General features: G+C 35.7%; 12 protein-coding genes. All 12 read left to right on the top strand.

The features are described from left to right. The first annotated feature begins 10 nt into the window (after positions 1–10). The 12 genes from G7B18_RS00535 to G7B18_RS00480 all read left to right on the top strand — a co-directional run bounded on the left by G7B18_RS00535 (position 11) and on the right by G7B18_RS00480 (position 20,896). Positions 11–1,444, top strand: coding sequence for a RagB/SusD family nutrient uptake outer membrane protein (locus G7B18_RS00535; protein ID WP_164121836.1), 1,434 nt, complete (start codon positions 11–13; stop codon positions 1,442–1,444). A gap of 7 nt (positions 1,445–1,451) precedes the next feature. Then, positions 1,452–2,882, top strand: coding sequence for a BT_3987 domain-containing protein (locus G7B18_RS00530; RefSeq protein ID WP_164111891.1), 1,431 nt, complete (start codon positions 1,452–1,454; stop codon positions 2,880–2,882). A 47-nt stretch (positions 2,883–2,929) separates the two neighbouring features. Then, positions 2,930–4,267 (top strand): TlpA family protein disulfide reductase, encoded by a 1,338-nt coding sequence (locus G7B18_RS00525; RefSeq protein WP_164111890.1) that lies wholly within the window; start codon positions 2,930–2,932, stop codon positions 4,265–4,267. Positions 4,268–4,271: 4 nt separating this feature from the next. Continuing rightward, positions 4,272–5,618: a TlpA family protein disulfide reductase gene (locus tag G7B18_RS00520; RefSeq protein ID WP_164121835.1), complete on the top strand. Its 1,347-nt coding sequence runs from the start codon at positions 4,272–4,274 to the stop codon at positions 5,616–5,618. Between the two features lie 1,011 nt (positions 5,619–6,629). Continuing rightward, entirely contained in the window at positions 6,630–7,208 is a 579-nt protein-coding gene (locus G7B18_RS00515; protein ID WP_164111888.1) for an RNA polymerase sigma factor, read from the top strand. Between the two features lie 148 nt (positions 7,209–7,356). Further along, positions 7,357–8,517 carry a FecR family protein gene (locus G7B18_RS00510; RefSeq protein WP_164121834.1) on the top strand — a complete coding sequence of 387 codons (1,161 nt, stop codon included), beginning with the start codon at positions 7,357–7,359 and terminating at the stop codon, positions 8,515–8,517. 183 nt (positions 8,518–8,700) lie between these two features. Continuing rightward, on the top strand, positions 8,701–12,243 hold the full coding sequence (locus G7B18_RS00505) for a SusC/RagA family TonB-linked outer membrane protein (RefSeq protein ID WP_164121833.1): 3,543 nt from the start codon (positions 8,701–8,703) through the stop codon (positions 12,241–12,243). Positions 12,244–12,255: 12 nt separating this feature from the next. Next, on the top strand, positions 12,256–13,638 hold the full coding sequence (locus G7B18_RS00500) for a RagB/SusD family nutrient uptake outer membrane protein (RefSeq protein ID WP_164121832.1): 1,383 nt from the start codon (positions 12,256–12,258) through the stop codon (positions 13,636–13,638). A 122-nt stretch (positions 13,639–13,760) separates the two neighbouring features. Then, on the top strand, positions 13,761–15,023 hold the full coding sequence (locus G7B18_RS00495; RefSeq protein ID WP_164121831.1) for an FG-GAP repeat domain-containing protein: 1,263 nt from the start codon (positions 13,761–13,763) through the stop codon (positions 15,021–15,023). 5 nt (positions 15,024–15,028) lie between these two features. Beyond that, a complete protein-coding gene (locus tag G7B18_RS00490) occupies positions 15,029–15,553 on the top strand; it encodes a protein-disulfide reductase DsbD domain-containing protein (RefSeq protein ID WP_164121830.1) in 525 nt (174 codons plus the stop codon). A gap of 27 nt (positions 15,554–15,580) precedes the next feature. Continuing rightward, positions 15,581–16,729: a TlpA disulfide reductase family protein gene (locus G7B18_RS00485; RefSeq protein ID WP_164121829.1), complete on the top strand. Its 1,149-nt coding sequence runs from the start codon at positions 15,581–15,583 to the stop codon at positions 16,727–16,729. Positions 16,730–17,014: 285 nt separating this feature from the next. Then, entirely contained in the window at positions 17,015–20,896 is a 3,882-nt protein-coding gene (locus G7B18_RS00480; RefSeq protein ID WP_205601683.1) for a carboxypeptidase-like regulatory domain-containing protein, read from the top strand. Positions 20,897–20,901: the final 5 nt, after the last annotated feature.

The raw sequence follows: 20,901 nt of genomic DNA, 5'->3' as shown, positions 1-20,901 counted from the left end.
AAAATGAATTATGAAGAATCTGTTTAAATTATTTTTTCTATTACCAATTGTTATCTTTTCGGGATGCGAAAAGTTTTTGGATGTTCGACCTAATAATACGGGGGCTATAAACCCGAGAACTGTAACTGACTTTGAGGAGATACTGAATAATGCTCAATTAGCCGAGGGTAATTATTTTCTTGCGGATTTAGTCAGTGATGATGTTCATCTGACTGATGGAATTCGTGATAAAGCGGGTAATAATTCTTATCATCTTAACACGTACATGTGGAATGATAAAGTGTGGGATGCTACGGACGAGGATTTGATGTATAATGATACGTATAAATATATTTTGCAAGTAAATATTGTTCTAGATAATATTATGGCTGCGATAGATGGATCTGAAGAACGTAAAGCAATAGCACAAGCACAAGCCTATATTCATAGAGCTTACTATTACAGTCAGTTGGCAGGTATATATGGGCGAGAATATAATCTGTCTACTGCCGATCAAGACTTATCCGTCCCGTTAATTTTACATCCAGATGCGAATGAATTACCTGAGAGGGCTACCGTTAAACAAGTATATAATCAGATTCTGTCGGACTTAAAAAATGCATTGGAAGCAAAAGAATTACCTGATTTTGGTGTGGATATTTTACATCCAGGAAAAGCGGCTGCATATGCACTATTAGCACGAATACATCTTATGATGGGGCATTTTGATGAAGCTTTATTACATGCCGAATCGGCTTTATCCATTAGAGATACGTTGCTAGATTACCGCTTGTTTTCGTTTGTAAATCCTTCAAAGCCGGCTTTGGGAGTGAAAGGGAAATTGACTACACTCGAAGAACAGAAAACCAATCCCGAGTTATTGTTCGGAAAAGTAACTATGGATACTGAATTTTACAATAAATTCACTGAAAATCTAGAGATAAGTAAAGGTTTGCTGGAACTCTATCAGCCTAAAGATCTTAGGTTGGCATATAACTTTGTATATACGGCAACGAATCAAAAAGCGGTTTATCCATTTTTCTCAAAATCCAATACGTGGTATACACCTTTTAACTACAGTATAGGTGTTCCAGAAATGATGCTCATAAAAGCCGAATGTTTAGCACGGACCGGACGGGAAGACGAAGCAATAGCAGTCATAAACCATCTTCGTAAATACCGTTTTAAAACAGTAGATTTTATGGAGATACAAGTTGGTGTTGAAGACCCCTTGAAGCTCGTTTTTGAAGAAAGAAGACGGGAGTTATACTTGAAAGGGGGACTACGTCTGTTCGATCTCAAAAGATTAAATAGGGAAGGAAAATACGTGACGACAATGGAGCGATTAGGAGGGACTCCCCAAACAGTAATCAAAACCTTACCGGCATTATCACCTCGTTATCTAATGCCATTTGCACCAAAATTGATTGCGAATAATAATTTAATTATCCAGAATAATAGATAAGATAGATATGAAAATAAATAAACTGAAATCATTACGATTATCTTTCTACATATTCGTTGGGGTTCTAATTCTGGGTTGCAAAAAAGAAGGAGATCCCAGTAGCCTGATAGAATATGTGAGTAAGAATATGTCTGCATATAAATATATCCCTACCAATAGTGGGGACAACGTTATTATCAATATGAATATTATTGATTTAGGTGCTCAGGAGGCAGGTTTTCGGGTACTTCTAAAAGAAAAGTATACTAGAGATGTTTTCGTTAGTGCTAGGATAGATAACAATCGGGATTTAATTGATGCCTACGATATGCTATATAATTATAAATCCCCTGTATTCGAGTCCGACTTGTTTGAGATTGTCGAACCAGAACTTATGATAAAAGCGGGCGAGGTTCAATCTTCCGATTCGGTTAAAGTTCGATTAAAAGATGTCTCAAGCTTGCCTGTCGGGCAGATGGTTTTTGTGATACCTATTAAACTGGAGAGTAAGGATAGTGGTGTGCAACTCAAAAGTGAACTCATGTTTATACGATTTAATGTTAGTGCTATAAATTTAACTGCATCATTATCGGGCATAAAGGGGGAGTCTGATATGCAGATTTTTGTGAGCAATGGCGATAGTGAAGTTCTTCCTTTACAGGTAAAGCTTAGCCAAGCCATTAATCGTCCGGCCGATGTGTTGGTAGATGATGAGGGGAGGGACGAGCTGGTCGCTGCTTATAATCTTCAACATAACACGAATTATCTCCCTTTTCCGGCAGAGTCTTACAAGCTGTATAACACGGCAACAGTCAAAGCCAATGAGACGGTATCCGCTACAGGTATTCGAGTTGAAATAGTTAACAGCGCACTGTTTAAGTCTCCCAATTTGTACATGGTACCGATAAAAGTGAATTCAAGCGACCCGAAAAATGTACTTGCCGATCCGGAGAAGGATAGGGTTAACATATTTCTGTTTGTTAGCAACATACTTAAAGGAGCTGTCCACGAATTGGTAGGAGATGTTGTCGATCGTAGTATATGGAAGATTAAAGCAGCTTATTCCGCATCGGCTACTTTCTCAATTGAAAAAATATTAGATGGCAAAAATAGCACCTACTGGCTAGGTGATACGAAGAAAGATTTGGGAGTATTTGAGATCGACATGGGAGGCACAGAAACCATTAAAGGATTCAAAATAACGCCGAGTTATGGACCATTCCAAACTTCCAATGTCTTAGAAATGGATATTTTTTCCAGTGAGGATGGCGTCAATTGGAAACAAGAAGGACGATATTTTGGAAGTCCTACCTCCCCTACAACTAATGTAAACAATCCCGATGTTAAGGTGGTAAAGTTTACTAATGCAGTGACAGCACGATACTTTAAGTGTAAAGTGCTAAAAACAACATTTTCAGCAGGACTAACCAGTATTGCAGAGTTTAATGCGATCAAATAGTTTTATTATTAATAATATACAATCATTTTAACAAAAGACAAATTTCTATGAAATACATACTCACCATACTAATGTCTATGATATTGATGGTCAATGCAAAAACACCCTATTCCACTGTAAAGGGGTCTTATAGGCATGAAACAGCCAAGCAGATAAAGTTATTTACTGTGCTCAACGGGGATATGGTTGAATATGCCTCTACGTCTCTTGGTCCAGATGGTTCGTTTGCATTTACACTTATTCCAAATGATTATGGGTTTTATTATATAGGCGATGAAAAGACTTATTTTAGGGTTTACTTGATACCGGATCAGATACTTTCTGTTAAGATCGATTCCGAATCAAATGATATAGCGTTAGTTGGGACGAGCAACCCTGAAAATATACTTGTCAATCAATGGTTTCATATTTTGAAAAAGATGGACAACATGGCAACCAAATCCAAAGGTATACTCACGACTTATATTGATTTTTATCCTGAATTAGAGAAAGTCGTTATTGATTATGGGAAGTATTTGGATCAGATAAAAACCGCAAATATCAAGTTCAATGAGGAAATGAATTACTTGGCTCAAAGTGATATTCGGTTTTTTGCATTAGCCTTCTTGGCATCCGGGCGGACAAAACATCCTGAGAAAGGAAATATTACTTCATTTCATAAAAAGGTCTTAGATGAAAAACCACTTAATTCCCAAATCTTACGACTTCCGTACGCTTGGGAATATTTAAAAGCTTATTCTTCTGTAAAGAGAACCCATATGTCAAAAAATATCGAAGGAAATTATACCGATTATCTTTTAGAACAAATAGATGGTGATGATTTAAAAAGTAGATATTTATTAAAAGAGTTAGCAAAGCAAAAAACGGCAGATAAATACAATGCATTTATGAAGATGTATGGTAGTTATTTTCAATCAGCAGATCAGAAAAACGCTGCTCAAAATTTTGGAGCTCCCTTGATGTCGACATCAAAAGGTAGCCCGGCGATTAATTTCATTTACCCCGATATTACAGGGAAAATGGTGTCGCTAAGTGATTTTGTGGGGAAGGTTGTGGTGGTAGATGTCTGGGCGACTTGGTGTGGGCCATGCATAGGAGAAATCCCTTCTCTTCAGAAATTAGAGCATGAGTTTGAAGGTAAAGATGTTGTTTTTATGAGTGTATCTGTTGATAATATGAAACATAAATGGGAAGAGTATCTTAAAAAGAACAAACTGACCGGCGTACAGCTGTTGGGTGATCAGGCTATCAGGGACAATTACAAGATTACAGGTATCCCCAGATTCATGCTGTTCGATAAGAAAGGCAATATAGTATCGGTCGATGCCCCCAGGCCTTCCAACCGCTTGCTAGGAATAATGATTAATGAAGAACTAAATAAATAAAAAAATGAAAAAAATATTGTGTATCCTAATTGTGATCTTTGCTTTTGCTAATACTTTCGCTCAAGTCAAGATCAGCGGACAATTACCGGGTAAAGGAGTTTTGGCTGTTATCTCTTTTAGCAAAAATAAGCCTTCCCTAGTAGCCAAATCAAACGTAGTCGAAGGTAAATTTGAATTCGATATAAAAAAGGAGATCGAAGCAGGTTTCTATTACATATATACAGATAATCCTCGTGTAAGATGGTATAATATACTTTACCTAAAGCCAGATGACCAGATAGTTTTAAAATTTGAAGATTACAATTCTTCTATGCGATTTGAGGGACTATTATCGAAAGAGAATAAAGCAATCGACGACTGGTATAAGTTGATTAATACGAGCAGAAGTGCAGTTTTGGATGCTACAAAGTCGTTGAATGAGATATTTCCTATACTTAGCGACACGTATCCAAAAATGCAGGAATACATCACACATTACAATAGGACAGGTAATCAATCGTTTGATGATTTCTTTAGCTATTTTATGGCTTTAGAATCCGAATATTACCTGCTACATGCCACCATTTCGGCACGTGCCAATAAAAAAGGAGAAACTATTAATTTTCCAGCGTTTTATGAGACACTTGGTAATGAAAAACTGTATAACGATATAAAACTGTTAGACATTCCTTGGGGGCTAAGATCTATTAACTCTTATTATGGTGCTATGGCTAGGTTGAAACGTAAAGACCTCCAGAATTCGTACAAAATGCCTATGTTATCATTTGTTAACAATAAAAGCATACAGAGTTATTTCCTGATTGACAGAATAATCGAATCCAAAAGTTATGATGAGGTTAATGGGTTTAAAGAAAGATTTAGTACGTTTCTTCTTCCCCAGCATCACGAACTTCTTGCTGAAAAGTTGCTGAAAATAAAAGGCTCAGGATTGTTTAAAGGTGCTGAAGCGAAAGAAATCGTTGGCGAATTAATAGATGGCAGCACAAAAAAACTATCCGATTACCTAGGTAAGCTTGTATTGGTAGATGTTTGGGCAACCTGGTGTGGACCTTGTAAACAGGAAATGCCTTATTTTGAAACATTGGCCCAAGAGATGAAAGGCAAAGATGTCGTGTTTTTATCTGTATCTATTGATAGAAATAAGTCCAAGTGGGAGGAGTACGTCCGAGATTACAAAGGGCTCAGCACCCAAGTGAGGGATGTGAAGAATCAAATTTCTACCGATTACCAGATCGAAGGTATCCCCCGTTTTATGCTTTTTGACAAACAAGGTAAAATAGTCTCTACATACGCACCTCGACCATCTGACCCAGCATTGAAACTGTTGTTGGAGAAGCAGTTGACAAAATGATGTAGAAAATAGCGGTATTTTTGAGAGCGGAGAATAAATGTATTATTCTCCGCTCTTTTATTGTAACAGTAGGCCGTTACATCTAGAAGATCTTTCCGAAGCATGGTCTTCGCTCGCTACTGAGATCTGAGTTTTTGTCAGTGAAAAAGTTGATATTATTCGTTTTAAACGTAACGTGTCAACAAAATACTTTTTTTAACAGTATGTTCATCTTTCCATAACAAACTATTTTTAGCTTTGGTCATTATTAATCCTAACTGGATGAATCGAAAATTAGATATTCAGTCTGCGGATTCGTCACGTTTAGTCAAGAGAGATTTTGATTCATTGTATGATCCACTTTAAAATATGTCAAAAATACATAGACATTCTGTGTCAGATTCGCTAAGATCAAGAATCCAACTCTATTATTGCCATAATAACATTGCGCCATAACACGATCGGATGTACCGCTCAAATAGCTGGACACGTATACGAGAAAGATTACAAAAAAAATAGAATAATGCCAGTTAATCTTAGGAATGTGTATTTCTTTGGCCTGTTATCCTGACATAATTTAGCAAAAGGAATCGTGGTCAATGCATCCAGTCCAATTAGATAGAGATACCAGCGGATATATTCGGGATGACCTTCAAGATTTAGAAAAGAGTTTAGAGGTCGTTTGGAACGGGATAAAAAGAAGACAAGGCCAATTATTCTAAAGCCATACCAAACGGTTTGACCGGCTAATTTTTGATCTGCTAATTGTTACCAAAAGAAGAGAAATTTCAAAGACGAATTTAAGTAATTAAAACGGACTTTATAAGTATCTTACGCGTATTGTCATCATAGATATAGCAGACAAGAGTATCTACATAGAGTTTTTTGATCATTTGAACAACGTTTTTTTTACAATTGACAAACTGTAAACCGCTAAATTACTAATTTGCAATAGCGTCAAAATTCGTGGTAAATACTTGTTTGTAAATCGATTTTTTAATTCTTAATTTTGATAACTCAATTATTTAACCAATGCCAGATTATTCAACACTTTCGGATATGGACCTAGTTGCCCTAGTCAAAGAAGGCAACCAATCGAGCTTTACCGAGATTTTTGAGCGGTACAAATTTGTATTACACTACCACGCTTGCAAAAAAATGGGTAATCGAGAAGATACAAAAGATATTATCCAAGAGGTTTTTGTGAATTTTTGGGAAAAGCGGAAGACCATAACCTGTAACAGTAATCTTTCTGGCTATCTGTATACCTCTTTAAGGAATAGTATACTAAATCATTTTGCACATCAAAAAGTACGGACTAAGTATGTAGATTCGATGATAGAATTTGCTGATGTAAGCACGGTTTTTACGGATCATCTGGTAAGAGAAAGACAATTTTCTGAAATCATAGAGGCTGAAATCGCTGCACTTCCCGATAAGATGAGACTCGTATTTGAGATGAGCAGAAAGTTAAATCTTAGTCATCAGGAAATTGCTGCAGAGTTGGGAATAACGGAGTCTACCGTAAATAGACAAATTTCCAATGCATTAAAGATCCTACGTACTAAACTGGGACTATTTACATATCTTCTATTTCTTATCCAAAGCTAGCTTTTAACCAAAGCCCTATACTTTCTTTTTTAATTTAAATAGCATATTTACAGCTTTTTATAATATTTTTTGTTTTTCATCTACATGTTAGGTCATTGCTTCTTGTCTTGTATACAGTATCGGGTACAAATACCGATCGCCAATAATTATGAAAAGAGAAGAAATAGACCTAATACTGGATAAATATAAGGAAGGTACATGTACGCCTGAAGAAATTGCCTTTATTGAAAGTTGGTACATGGCGTATCGGGATGGAGATTTGCAGGAGTCAATGTCTTTAGCAGAGAGTACGGAAGATCTCGATTTAGTATGGGCTGATATACAAGAGAAATTATTCATGGAGCAATCCGTAAGGCCCAATCGTCAGCTGCTCTCCTGGAGTAGGATTGCTGTAGCGGCATCTGTTTTTGTGTGCGTCAGTATAGGGCTTTACTTTTACCTAGCTGTTAAAAAAGAACTCTCATCTAGCAATGTCCAAGAAATAGTAGCAGATGATATTGCGCCTGTAGGTAATGGTGCATTACTAACACTAGCCGATGGAACTGTTATCAACTTAAATGAGAACCAAGAAGGAATTATCATCGGTTCAGATTCTATTGTTTATACCGATGGCACGGGAGTGCTAGCACATTCGGATGCGATCTCTTCAGCGCAACAAAAGGAACAAATACTCACGCTAAGCACACCAAGGGGGGGGCAATACCAAATTACATTGCCCGATGGTACTAAGGTGTGGCTTAATGCCGCAACGACTATTAAATACCCTTCCCGCTTTACGCAACAGGAACGACGTGTAGAATTGGATGGCGAAGCTTATTTTGAAGTAGCTAAAAAGGAAAAGCAAATGTTTGTGGTAAGTAGTCACGAGCAAGAGATCAAAGTCCTTGGGACACACTTCAATGTAAGCGCATATAGGGAGGATCAGCTCGTGAAGACTACTTTATTGGAAGGGTCGGTTCGGGTTCGCAATAATTATACAAATCAATCTATAAAGCTTTCTCCAGGACAACAAACAATCTTACAAAAGGTAAATGAAAATTTCGAAGTGTGTAAAATTGATCCTTTAACTGCTTTGGAATGGAAAAATGGCTTTTTTAGTTTTAACCAAGCCGATATTCGAACTGTAATGAGGCATTTTGAGCGATGGTATGATGTAGACGTAATTTACAAAGATGTGAACTTAAAGACTACCTTTTCCGGTAAAATTCATAGAAGTGGGAAGATTGAAAAAGTATACGCACTACTTGATTTTTATAGGATTGATTATAAAATAGTAGGCCGAAGTATTATAATCAAGGGGAGAAAATAAACTACATATTCATTAATATTAAAAGTAAAAAGTATGTAAAAGAAGTGCTTTATGTTATTGCGTTTAAAAAAACGCAGAAGTGGTTCGAAGCACTTCTGCGGCATTAGCTAGGCTAATTATAACGCACGGGCAATCTTAAAAAGATGTTTTGATCAATTTTTTACCCTTACAAAACCAAATTAAATGAATTTAATTAAACTTTCCAAAATAGACCGCCAGTATGATGGCTTTCAGACAAGTTATTTGGAAAAGAAAAAGAAGATTATTATGCAAATTAATCTCATTTCACTGTTCGTATTACTTGCATTAATGCAAGTTTACGGTAAAGGTCATAGTCAAGTTAGCCTTCGCGAAAAAAATACTTCATTGGAAAAAATTTTTCGCTCAATAGAAAATCAGAGTGGATATGTGTTTTTTTATAACGATGAAGATGTGAAAAATGCTAGAGTAAGCGTCTTGGTAAACAATGTAACTATTGAAAAGGCACTACAAGAAATATTTAAAGATTTATCGCTAACCTTTAAAATAAATCAAAGAGATATTTTAATCGGTAAGACAGACGAAAAGGCTGTCGTAAGCTATCGCCAACGAATACTTGTTGAAGGAATTGTAATGGATGATTTTAATCGACCATTAGTAGGTGCCACTATTAAAGTAAAAGGAACAAATATCACTACACTAACTAATAATATTGGTGAATTTTCATTGAAAGATATAAATGAAAATGCAGTTTTAGTGGTGTCATTTATGGGATATGAGACAGCTGAAGTTGCAGTATCTAATAAAGTGAAAAAAATTATATTGAAAGCTTTGACTTCACAATTGGATCAAGTTGAGGTAGTGAATACTGGTTATCAGAAATTGCCCAAGGAGCGGTTGACAGGTTCGTTTGGGGTATTGAATTCCCAAGAAATTAATAGAACTCTAACCCCTGACTTTATCTCAAGAATTGAAGGTAAAATTGCAGGAGTTCAAGTTAGGGGGGGGGCAATTACCATTCGCGGAGAAGGTTCAATTATATCTAACACAAGCCCTCTTGTGGTTGTTGATGGGTTTCCAATTGAGGGAGGACTATCTACTGTAAACCCCGATGACATCGAGAATGTGACAGTATTGAAAGATGCCGCGGCGGCATCTATTTGGGGCGTGAGAGCAGCAAATGGCGTTATAGTTATTACAACCAAAAAGGGGCTTAGAAATGGGAGAAATCTATTTGAAGTTTTTAATATACTGACTGTTAGTGCTAAAAGTGATTTTAAGGATTTGCATCTTATGAATGCAACTCAGTCAATCGATCATATGATAGATAATATCGGAATCGGAAATACAAATGTTAATTATGTAAATGATTATCACGAGGCGTTAAATAGAGTTGAGGAGGCATATTACGAAACGCGATTAAATATGCCTAATGCAGATCATGAGACTATTATTTCAAATACTGAGTTTAGAAATAAGATGGAACAACTTAGAAATGCTAACTTTCAGAAGCAGTTTAGTGATTATCTGATGAGGAATTCAATTTTAAATCGATTGAATGTGACATTGAGTGGAGGAGGAGAAAAAAGTGATTATTATCTTTCAGGATTATATAATTATAATAAAGGTGAGATGATTGGTAATAAGGATGATGAAATCGTGGTGAATTTTAAACATAACTATACACTCCGTGACAACCTCATATTCTCTACAGGGATAAATGCAAATTATAATCATGGGAAGCAAAATGGCATTAGTCTTTATTCTGCAACTTATGAAATGCCTTACCATAATTTAGTGGATGATGCTGGCACTCGCATTAGATATTGGATGATTGACAAATGGGAAGGAAGACGTAGAGAAGAGATGGGATATCTGTCCTATTCAAGCAATTTATTGGAAGAACAGGAAATGAATGATATAGAACACATCGGATTTTCTACGAGAATTCAAACTGCTTTGGATTATAGAATCATTGACGGTTTAAATATAGAAACACGATTTCAGTATGAACGTGGATTTAATAAAAGAGAAAATTTTCAAAGAGCTTCTCATCCTGCCATGCGTCAGATAATAAATTCTTTTACCCTGATAAATTCTGATGGAAGTTTAAATTTACAATTTCCTTTGGGAGGTATGTTTGATGTATCGAATTCTCATAGTGAGGCATGGACATGGCGTAATCAATTGAACTTTGAAAAATCGTTTAGGGACAACAGACATCAGCTTGTTAGTGTGTTGGGGCATGAAGTTAGATCATATGGTTCTAAGTCAAATCAAACAATAAAATACGGTTTTGATGAAAACTCTCTCAGTTATATACCAGTGAATGAAGATTTTCTTCGTAGGGGAGAATACTTAGGTTGGGTAGGGTGGTCCCCTTATTCTTTTGGTGCTTTCAATAGCTACAGTGAGGGAGATAATCGCGATTTTTCTTTGTATTCTAATGGAGCCTATACTTTTAAAGGTCGGTATACGGCCTCATTTAGTGGAAGAATGGATCAATCAAATGTTTTCGGTAATGATTCGAAATACAGATATAATATAATATGGTCCTCTGGACTGAGTTGGAATATCAGAGAAGAAGCTTTTATAAGTGCCCCTTGGCTAAATCAGCTTTTGCTTAGAGCAACCTATGGTTTAGGAGGAAATATTAATAAATCATTTTACCCTGTTTTGATGGGATCCAATGAATTGGATTATTGGACTGGCGTGTCCTATATAAATTTGACTAATCCAGCTAATAACACCCTAAAGTGGGAAACTGCAAAAACTTATAATTTAGGATTAGATTTTAAAATTATAAATCATAGATATTCAGGTAGTGTGGATCTATATCATAAAAAGGGAGTCGATTTATTAGGTCGAGTAACGATAGATCCTACCAATGGTTTTAGTGCGGCAACAATGAACTTCGCCTCTGTTTTGAATAAAGGAGTAGAATTGACATTTAACGCGATACCTGTTAAGAGAGATAAAATATCTTGGAGTGTTGGAATGAACATCAGCTATAACAATAATAATGTGATAAAGGTTGATGATCAAGGTATAAGTGCGCAACAATATTTACAGCCTAGACCTCCTGGAAGAGGTTCGGCAATAATGGGTAAGGCACTTAGCCGAATGTACAGTTATCAGTACGCAGGTTTGGATAATAAAGGAGAACCTATGTTATGGGAAAAAGGGAAGAAGGTAAGTTGGGATGACTACTCTGAGAATAAAGATGATTTAGTATATGTAGGGGTTGCAGACGCTCCTTATTTTGGTGGTATGAATACTTCTCTAAGATACTCTAATTTTACATTTTCTGCGCAAGCAATATATGAGTTTGGCCATAAATTCAGAAAGCCAGCCTCTGATCCTAAGTACGGTGTTTATACCGATGTAGCTGACAGGTGGCGGCAGCCTGGCGATGAAAATCATACCAATGTCCCTTTATTGACCAGTGATTATTGGGTGTCAAGCGCAGTGGGTAATTATTACAAATTTGCGGATACCCACATTAGAGATGCATCATACATAAAACTAAGTGAGGTAAGTTTATCTTATGCTTTACCACAAGGAGTCATGGGGAAATCTGTCAATGACGTTAGCATTACTTTTCAAGCTCGTAATTTATATCAATGGAATGCTAACAAAGAAAATATAAACCCACAGTCAGTTAATATGAGTGCCTATTCGGGGATGACGGATTATGGTTATAATCAGCCAAGTAGCTTAATTTTTGGAATTAAAGCTCGTTTTTAAAAATTTAAAATTATGAAACTTATAACGATATATTGCACAATTAGTTTGGTGCTGTTCGCCTCATGTAATGATTTTTTAGACGTAAAACCAAAAGGGATGAGCATTCCTCAAACTGTTGAAGATTACAATCTAATATTAAACATGACAAATGGAGCAGTTGGAAATACATATTCATCACCTGAAACTTATTTTCCTCTCCAGGAAATGTCCAGTTTGTCATTGGTCACTATACTGTCCTATTCTTGGGCTGAGTATATTTACCCTGAGAATGAGTCCAGTAGTCACTGGAATGGACTTTATTCAAGAATTTATGCTTGCAATGAAATTCTTGAAAATGTGGAAAATGCTACTTCAGTCAATAGTCTTAATGAAACATTAAGAAAAAATGTTAAAGGACAAGCTCATGCAGAAAGGGCACGTTGCTATTTTGTTTTAATAAATACTTATGCAAAGCACTATACTGCTGAAAGCATTAATGAATTGGGCGTACCTTTAATATTAAAGAACGATATCTCACAAAAGAGTAAGCGTGCAACTATTGGTGAAGTTTATAAGCAGATTCAGTCTGATTTGAATCAAGCGATCGACTTGGTTCCTGAAAAGGTCGAGGATAATGAAAAAGCTAAACCTACGAAACAGGGCGTTTATGTCTTAATGGCAAAGGTAGGTCTGTTCATGAATGATATTGAAGCAGCTACTAAAGCAATAAATAGAGCTTTTGAATTTCCTTCTTTACTATTGAAATATAGTAATTATATACGAGCTAATCCTAAGGATTTATATGATAGGTCAACTTTACCTACTACATATAATATGATTTCCGAAACTTTATGGCAGGGGAATACATCTTCTAATTTTTGGGCTGCTAAAGCCTTTTATGCCGATAATTTATTAAATGAATTTGATAAAGAGAATGATCTTAGATTTTACTTTTTTTCTTGCAACACAGATAGGAGAAATGAAAATATTGTTTTTGAGGATTATCGTTATGTTAATCGGATATCAAGGACTCACGCGGCTTCTACTCCAGAAATGTATTTAATAAGAGCTGAGTGTAATGCACGTGTAGGCAATAAAGACTTAGCAATGAAGGATATTAATATTCTACGTGCTCATCGGTTCCGAGAAAATTCAAATTATGAATTATCAGCATCTAATAAAGAAGAAGCGATTGTTCATGTTAAGAAAGAGAGACTTAGAGAATTAGCCTTCACAGGACTAAATTGGTTTGATCTAAGACGTTATCACGCGTATGGTGAAAATGTCCCAACTTTTGAAAGGATTCTTAATAATGGACAGACTGCTACTCTAACTCCTGGCAGTAATAGATATGTAGCAGAAATTCCTAGGTATATAATTAGTTTAAATCCTAATATTGAACAAAATCCGAGGTAGGGGAGTAAGAACACGCTACCCTTGAAATCAAGAGAATATAAATCATTAGCATTTATTTTATACACAAGACAAGGTGAATCCTGGGCTCATGCTAGTTTCATCTCTATTTAAAAAACATTCAAATGAAAAAACTATTAATAATTACCGGTCTTTCTATTTTTGCCAACTTTGGGCTCGCTCAACAATTTGAGAAACCTGTTCCTTTGAAATTAACGAATGGTGAGTTGCTCATAGTGGAAAGCACCCATGCTTCACCATATATCTATGATTTTAATAAGGATGGTTTAGATGATTTGCTGGTCGGAGAATTTGGTAATGAACCAACAAAAGGGGGGACCACTGCTTCATATGTGAAGTCTAAATGTAGAATTTATATAAATAAAGGGAGCAACGAAAAACCCGCATATGAAGATTTCTTTTATCTGCAGGCAGATGGTGAGGATGCTTTTGTACCAGTTACATGTTGCATAGCATTTAATCCTCGAATCGCAGATTTAGATGGTGATGGGATTGACGATCTGATGACTGGTGACTACAACGGTAATATATATTTATTCCGCGGACTAGGTAATCAGAAATTTGCAGCAAAAGAGATTATAGCCAAGATTGAAAACGTGTACGCCATCTGTGTGGAGCCGATAGATTGGGACAATGATGGTGTTTTAGATTTGTTGGTGAGTTCTCGTGGGGATAACCCGCGCTTAGTCAAAAATGAGGGAGACGATAAGCAATTTAAATTTGCGGAGCCATCTCTGTTGCAATTGGAAAAATGCCCCTATATCTATGAGCCTTTGAAACAAAACCGCACCAGTAATCCCGTCCACGTATCTCCTGGCGATTTAGATGGAGATGGTTTATTTGATCTGGTTTGTTCAGATGAAAGCGGGAATGTTTTTTGGTTCAAGAATACTGGTAGCATTACCAGTCCACAATTTAGTGAAGCTATTGTAATATTTGATAATAATGACTACGAACGTATTGCAGATAATGTAGAGGCTGTCGGCAATAGACCAAAGGTTTGGGTAAATGATTATAATAGGGATGGAAAAGCTGACATTCTATTAGGTGACATTTATGGTGATAAACGAAAAGTAAGAGACTTGACTCCTGAGGAGGAAATGATTAAGGCTAAACTTGATGATAGAGCGGCCAAAGCTATGGAAAATTTTGATTCTTTGCGCAAAGAATCCAGCGAGTTGCTTTCTAAACTATCTATTGATAATACCGAATCATATGCTGATAGGATGAAAAAAATGCCAAAAAGTTTTCAAAAAAAATTAGAAGATAATCAAAAGGAAATGTCTGAAGTATACGGCACATTACGGAAGTATGATGTGTATAACTATCAAGACAGAGGTTATGTATGGTTGTTTACTCAAAAATAAAAATAATGAACAGTATTAAAAATATCATTACTAGTATATGTTTGTTTTTTGTTTGTCAATGTGCTTTTTCTCAGCAGGTTTGGGATATTAACGTTTATAAGTTGAAATCACATGGTGATGATCAGTTAAAAATAAGAGTGGGAAGCAATTACGATTCTGTTAAAGGAGGTAAAATATTCAGAATCGGTTTTTTCTTTGATCTTGGTTTAGGCTGGTATACATATAATAACGAACCAAGCGATAAGAATCCGAGCACCAATATTCAATTGAAATTACCCGAAGGTTTTGAAGTTGTGAATATAATTTGGCCTAAAGCAAATAATGAACATGGACACTATACCAAGGACTTTCTTGTCATTTATGAAATCCAAGCAAGCAAGCCCATTCCTGAAAAGTATGAAATAGAAGGAAACGCTTCTTGGCAAGTGTGTGATGGAAATATATGCAATATGAATGAAGTTTTTTTTGACGTTGAACTCAAAGGAGGTAAAAATGTTAAATCAAAAACTTACAAGATTTTGAATAAATAATCTTTTAGGCAATTGAAAATTATCTATATGAAAAATTTAAGAATTAATTTATTACTGTATCTTATTATTATAACCCCATTACTGATTAGCAGTAAGCTAGGTACAGGTTCTTTTACGATAAAAGGAAGGGTTGAGGCAGTGTATGAAGGGGGGACTGTAGCGGTGTTAGTCAACTATAAGTTTGACACTTTAGCTACTTCCATTATACAAAATGGAGAGTTTCAATTTACAGGAAATATTGTGGAACCAACCAAAGCAATGGTTTTTATAAAAAATATTAGAGGTGAGTTTATCCTTGAGAATGACACCTACGAAGTCGAATTTAAAGGCTCCGATGTAAAAATATTAGGGGGGCAGATTAATAGTATTGTTTACGGATACAAGCTAGATAAAGATTTTCTGCAAATAAATCGTGAAGCTGCTGAAGCAGAAAAGGTATTTAACGGATTAAACATGATGGATGAGAAGGCGGTTTTAAATGCACGAGCTTCATATAACGAAAAGCAAAGGCCTGTAATGAAATTTATAGAAGATTATCAGCACGGTATTATTGAAGGAAACTATTCGGTTTGGGCTAAATTATTTACTCTTAGTAATAATAATAATTGGAGAAGTTATGACAGCGACAAGCGACTATATCTTTATGATCAATATGAAAAGCAAATAGGTAAGAATGATTTTATAGCAAAGCTAAGAGAACGTATTGATAATATGATAAAATCTGAAAACGCTAGAAAAGCCGTTGCCGCCGGACAACCTTTTAGAGAAGTCCTTTCCAAAATGAAAGATGGGAAAGAGATTAAACTATCTGATGTCGTTGCCCGTAACCAATATACACTACTAGAGTTTTGGGCCTCTTGGTGCGGTCCATGTCGAGGAGAATTCCCTCATCTGAAAAAGTCTTACGAAAAATATAAAAATAGAGGTTTTGAAATTTATGCACTGTCCCTAGATGAAAAGCATTCGGATTGGCTAAGGGCATTGGAAGAGGAGCAAGTGCCATGGATAAACACAGTAGATCCTGCTGGATTCAAATCAAAATCAGCTAGTTCTTATGTGATCCACGGTATACCTGCAAGCTTTTTGATTTCTAAAGATGGAACTATTGTAGCATCTGGAAGTGAGATAAGAGGGTTTGCACTGGATCGTAAACTGAAAGAGTTGTTTGAGGGATAATTCAACTCTAAGTGATCAAAAAATAAAACAAAGCTTCGAGTAGTGATCGAAGCTTTGAAAATATTGGTTGCAATTCGTCGTTTTAGCAAATAACAAATTATTAACCCAAGTTTCAAACTTAAATAAAATTGAATGGAGTAACAATAGTGAATTTCATATGTGCTGGAATTCTGCTAGTTAATTAACTCTATTAGTTTTTTAATACAGAGTTTGATTCATTAATGTAAAATAGTGTTTAATATAGATATAAATATATGCAGGAATCGAATCGATAGAAATGCATTGTTGGGAAGTAAAATTACCTTAAGTTTAATGATATCTACGGTTATGCAAGTGGATGCTGCTGTTGTTGCAAAAACCGCCACTATCTTTAAAAATGATAATTCTCTAAATACCACAGTCGAAGAAGTGTATACACTGAACAAGACTACGACTTTAAAAGAGCTGGATTATTTCTATGGTCCAAGATTAACTCATGCTTATACTGAAGCATACAAATCAAAATCACCAGATTTTTTTGGAGACAATACAGCAAAAAATCATTTTGAAACCGAAAGAATAGAATGGATGAAAGCTACTGATGATTTAGCAGTTATTGATGTATCTGGGAAAGTGGTGGATGAAAATGGTAAGCCAATCAGCGGAGCGATAATTAAAGTAAAGGGAACAAAATTGGTTACGACTACTAGACAAGCAGGCGTATTCCAATTCAAAAATCTAGATGATAAAAGTATATTGGTTATTTCATGTCTAGGATTTGAAGAAAGAGAAGTAAAAGCAAAAGAAAAACTTGGCGATATTGAGCTAAAAGTAAGTAATACAAATATCGATCAGGTTGATGTTACGGTTAAAAAACAGGTTGGAACAATGGTAGATCTAAAGAATAGATCTCACCAAAATCTTGGACAAATATTGGAAGGTGGTGTACCTGGACTTACTTTAAAGCCGGCTATCACAACAGTGGAAGGTGAAATAGATATTGTGGGAGCAGGAAATTCAAGATACAAGACTGTGAGAGAGATGTATGAATTTTCTGCAAATAATCCTGCGACAACACAAGAGTTCCTCGCCGAGTATCCTACATATGAAGAATACAAGCGAAAGCTAAATCTTACAAGTAATCCAAGTGCTTATCGGCAAGGGGCCTCTAGTACTGTAAACAGTGGTTTAGTGCCCCAATTGAGAGGTGTTACAAATTTTGCTACTGGTCCATCGGGTATGTTAGTTGTAATTGATGGATTTCCTCAGGAAGATTTCCCTAGCGACTACCCTATGAATAATGTAGAATCTATTGAAGTTGTAAGCGATCCTGAAGAGTGTTTGAAGTGGGGGCCAAAAGCTTCAGGCGGTGTTATATTTATTACAACGAAGCAAGGAGAATCTGGAAAAGTTCAAATCAATTATAGCTCTAATTATTATTATTCAACTCCATCCGATAATAGTGCTAAAAAGCTTCAGCTAGCATCTTCAGCTGATGTTCTTGATTATTACAAAGAGGTTTATGATAGGGGACTAGCCAGTTATGACCCCAACACCATTTCTGTAAAGCCAGGTTCTCTTAGGCCTGCGGAATCATATCTATTTGATTTGGGGAAAGGATATCTATCAGAAGAGGCCTTTCAACACAAATGGGATTCTTTGGGGCTGATTTCTAACCGCCAACAATTGCGCTCTCTTCAACAGAATGTACTTAATCAAAATCACTCTCTAATCGTTTCTGGGGGGAGTCCTATTTATCAATTCTCTTTAAATGGGATGTACCGAAAAAATATGCAAACAGAGCTGGGATCTAAGGATAGAGATCTTGGTCTTGATATTAAAAATAATCTGAGATTATTACAGGGAAAGATTAAGGCAAGATGGCTTGTGAATGTAAATAACAGTCAGGGTTACAAAGGAGACCACAATATGATCGAAATGGATCCTTATCAATTATTTTTTGATGAATATGGAGATTATGTTTATTACTATAAAGATGCAGCACTGGATACTAGAATGCGTCATGCTGGATATTTTAATACAGGTTTAAATCTTTATGAGGATCTTATATCTAACCGCACAGAACGTAATACAAATAAAATAAATACTAGTCTTAATGTGGATTATCAAATATTTAAGAGTTTGTCTTGGACTACTGATTTTAAATTATCTAAATCCAAAACGGTTGAGGGAAAATTAACCAAAAGGAATTCTAGTGTAGCTCGTGAATTATTTAATGAGTACGGAGTGCCTCAATTTAATGATCCAAATGATTTATCCAAGGCAACTGACGTTAACTTCTATGTGCCGATAGGAGATTTTTATAAAGCAAGTAATTCTGATGAATTTGAGTATCGTATTACTTCTGGTTTATCTTTCAAACAGCAATTTTTGACTAATCATAGTTTGTATAGTACCTTAAACTTAGGCTTAGGAAGTGTAGAATCAAAAAATATTCCTAGAAGAACTATATACGGATATAATCTAAATAGAGAGTACGGAATTCCTTTTTTAAATTCCCAAACATCAGATCTTAGGAATTTCACATCCAATACGTTGGATTTTAATAAATTAAATCTTTCTGGGATAGATGTGTTAAGATATGAAAGAAAAATAAATCTTAATGGTGATTTAGGCTATAGTTTTAAAAATCGTTATGGTCTAAATTTTCAATATTTGTCCAGCTATACTCCAAACTATGGGCATAATCCTTCTTATGCTGCTACAAGCAGCAAACAGCTTGCCCTTTCTTGGAATCTTGGCTTGGAGAATTTCATTGTTAATAACATGAAATTTATCGATGATCTGAAATTTACTTTGTCTGCAACGGACGTTTCAATTCCAAAGCTTTCCGCTGATCAAGTTTCAGGCAGTAGATTTGAGCAACCTTTATGGAATAATTCTACGATTATTATCAACAGCTTCAATTTTGCCGAACAAAGTGGTCAAACGAATAGAAGTGTCTCAGGAGAGGTTGAATCTGGAATGTTTGGCAATTTACTTTCGTTGAAATTGAAGTATAGCCAACATACCTTAGGCGAGCCCGAATGGAATGGGCGGTTAAGTTATGATATTGCAAAATCACCCTATTTTAAGTTTCCCTTGATCAGTACACTTCGATTTAATATGGCTTTGCAAAATATAAATCCTTATCAAGGAATGAGGATAATGATGGAGGCGAACTCAGTTACTAACGGAGGAGGTGGAAGTGTACCGATTACGGGAGTACAAGGATTATTACCTCCAAGTAAATTAAATAAAGAGGCGAGTTTAGAGTTGGGATTACTTGACGATCAGTATACAGTTTCCTTGAGTTATTACAATCAAACTACTGCAGGATTAGCACAAGGCAGACTTCCGACTGATCCTTCCTCAGGACTTCAATCTAAAGTGAACTACAGTCGAATTTCAAATGAAGGAATTACCTTGGGTGTGAATGCTTATTTAATAAAGAGACCAGATTTTGAATGGCGATTAACAATAAATGGATCGTACAATGTAAATAAAGCATTACAGGTGCCTGAAGAGCCCTTTAGCTTATCTGCGACATATCTGACAGCTTCCCGAAACGGGTATACCACAGACAATTTATGGAGTTTTCATTGGGCGGGGTTAGACTCTTTAGGTAATCCACAATTTTACAATAGCCAAATGGAAAAGGTTGCTGAGCCGGATGTAACCTCTGTTATTTATAGTGGCAATACAAGAGCCCCTTATTCTGGAGGAATCTTCAACGATTGGCAATATAAAAATGTATTCTTTTCTGCAAGATTAGTTTTTAATTATGGTCATGTTATGCGAAGATATATGCCTAAATTAACTCCCGAGATTGATAGAAACATTCTAATTGCTAGTCGCTGGCGTAAACCTGGAGATGAATATCACACGGATGTACCTGCTATAGCAAAATATAATGAAACACGTGCAATTGTAACTCAAAACTCCAGTAATAATATTTTGTCTGCTGATAATATTCGATTTACTGAAGTCCAAGTAGGTTATGACATACCCTCACATTTATTAAAATCTTTATTTTTCAAAAATCTGACTATTTCTGCACAAGTTGAAAATCTAGCCTTATGGACACGAAACAAATTTGGTATTGATCCCGATGCAGTAAGTAATAATGGTACAGTGGGTTTATCTAGACCTACCAATTATATATTGAGTATTAAATTTGGTTTATAGAAACG

The sequence above is a fragment of the Sphingobacterium sp. xlx-130 genome, assembly GCF_011007405.1.
Classification (GTDB): Bacteria; Bacteroidota; Bacteroidia; order Sphingobacteriales; family Sphingobacteriaceae; genus Sphingobacterium; species Sphingobacterium luzhongxinii.
Note: the sequence above shows the minus strand (reverse complement) of the source record. Positions and strands in the feature narration are given on the sequence as shown.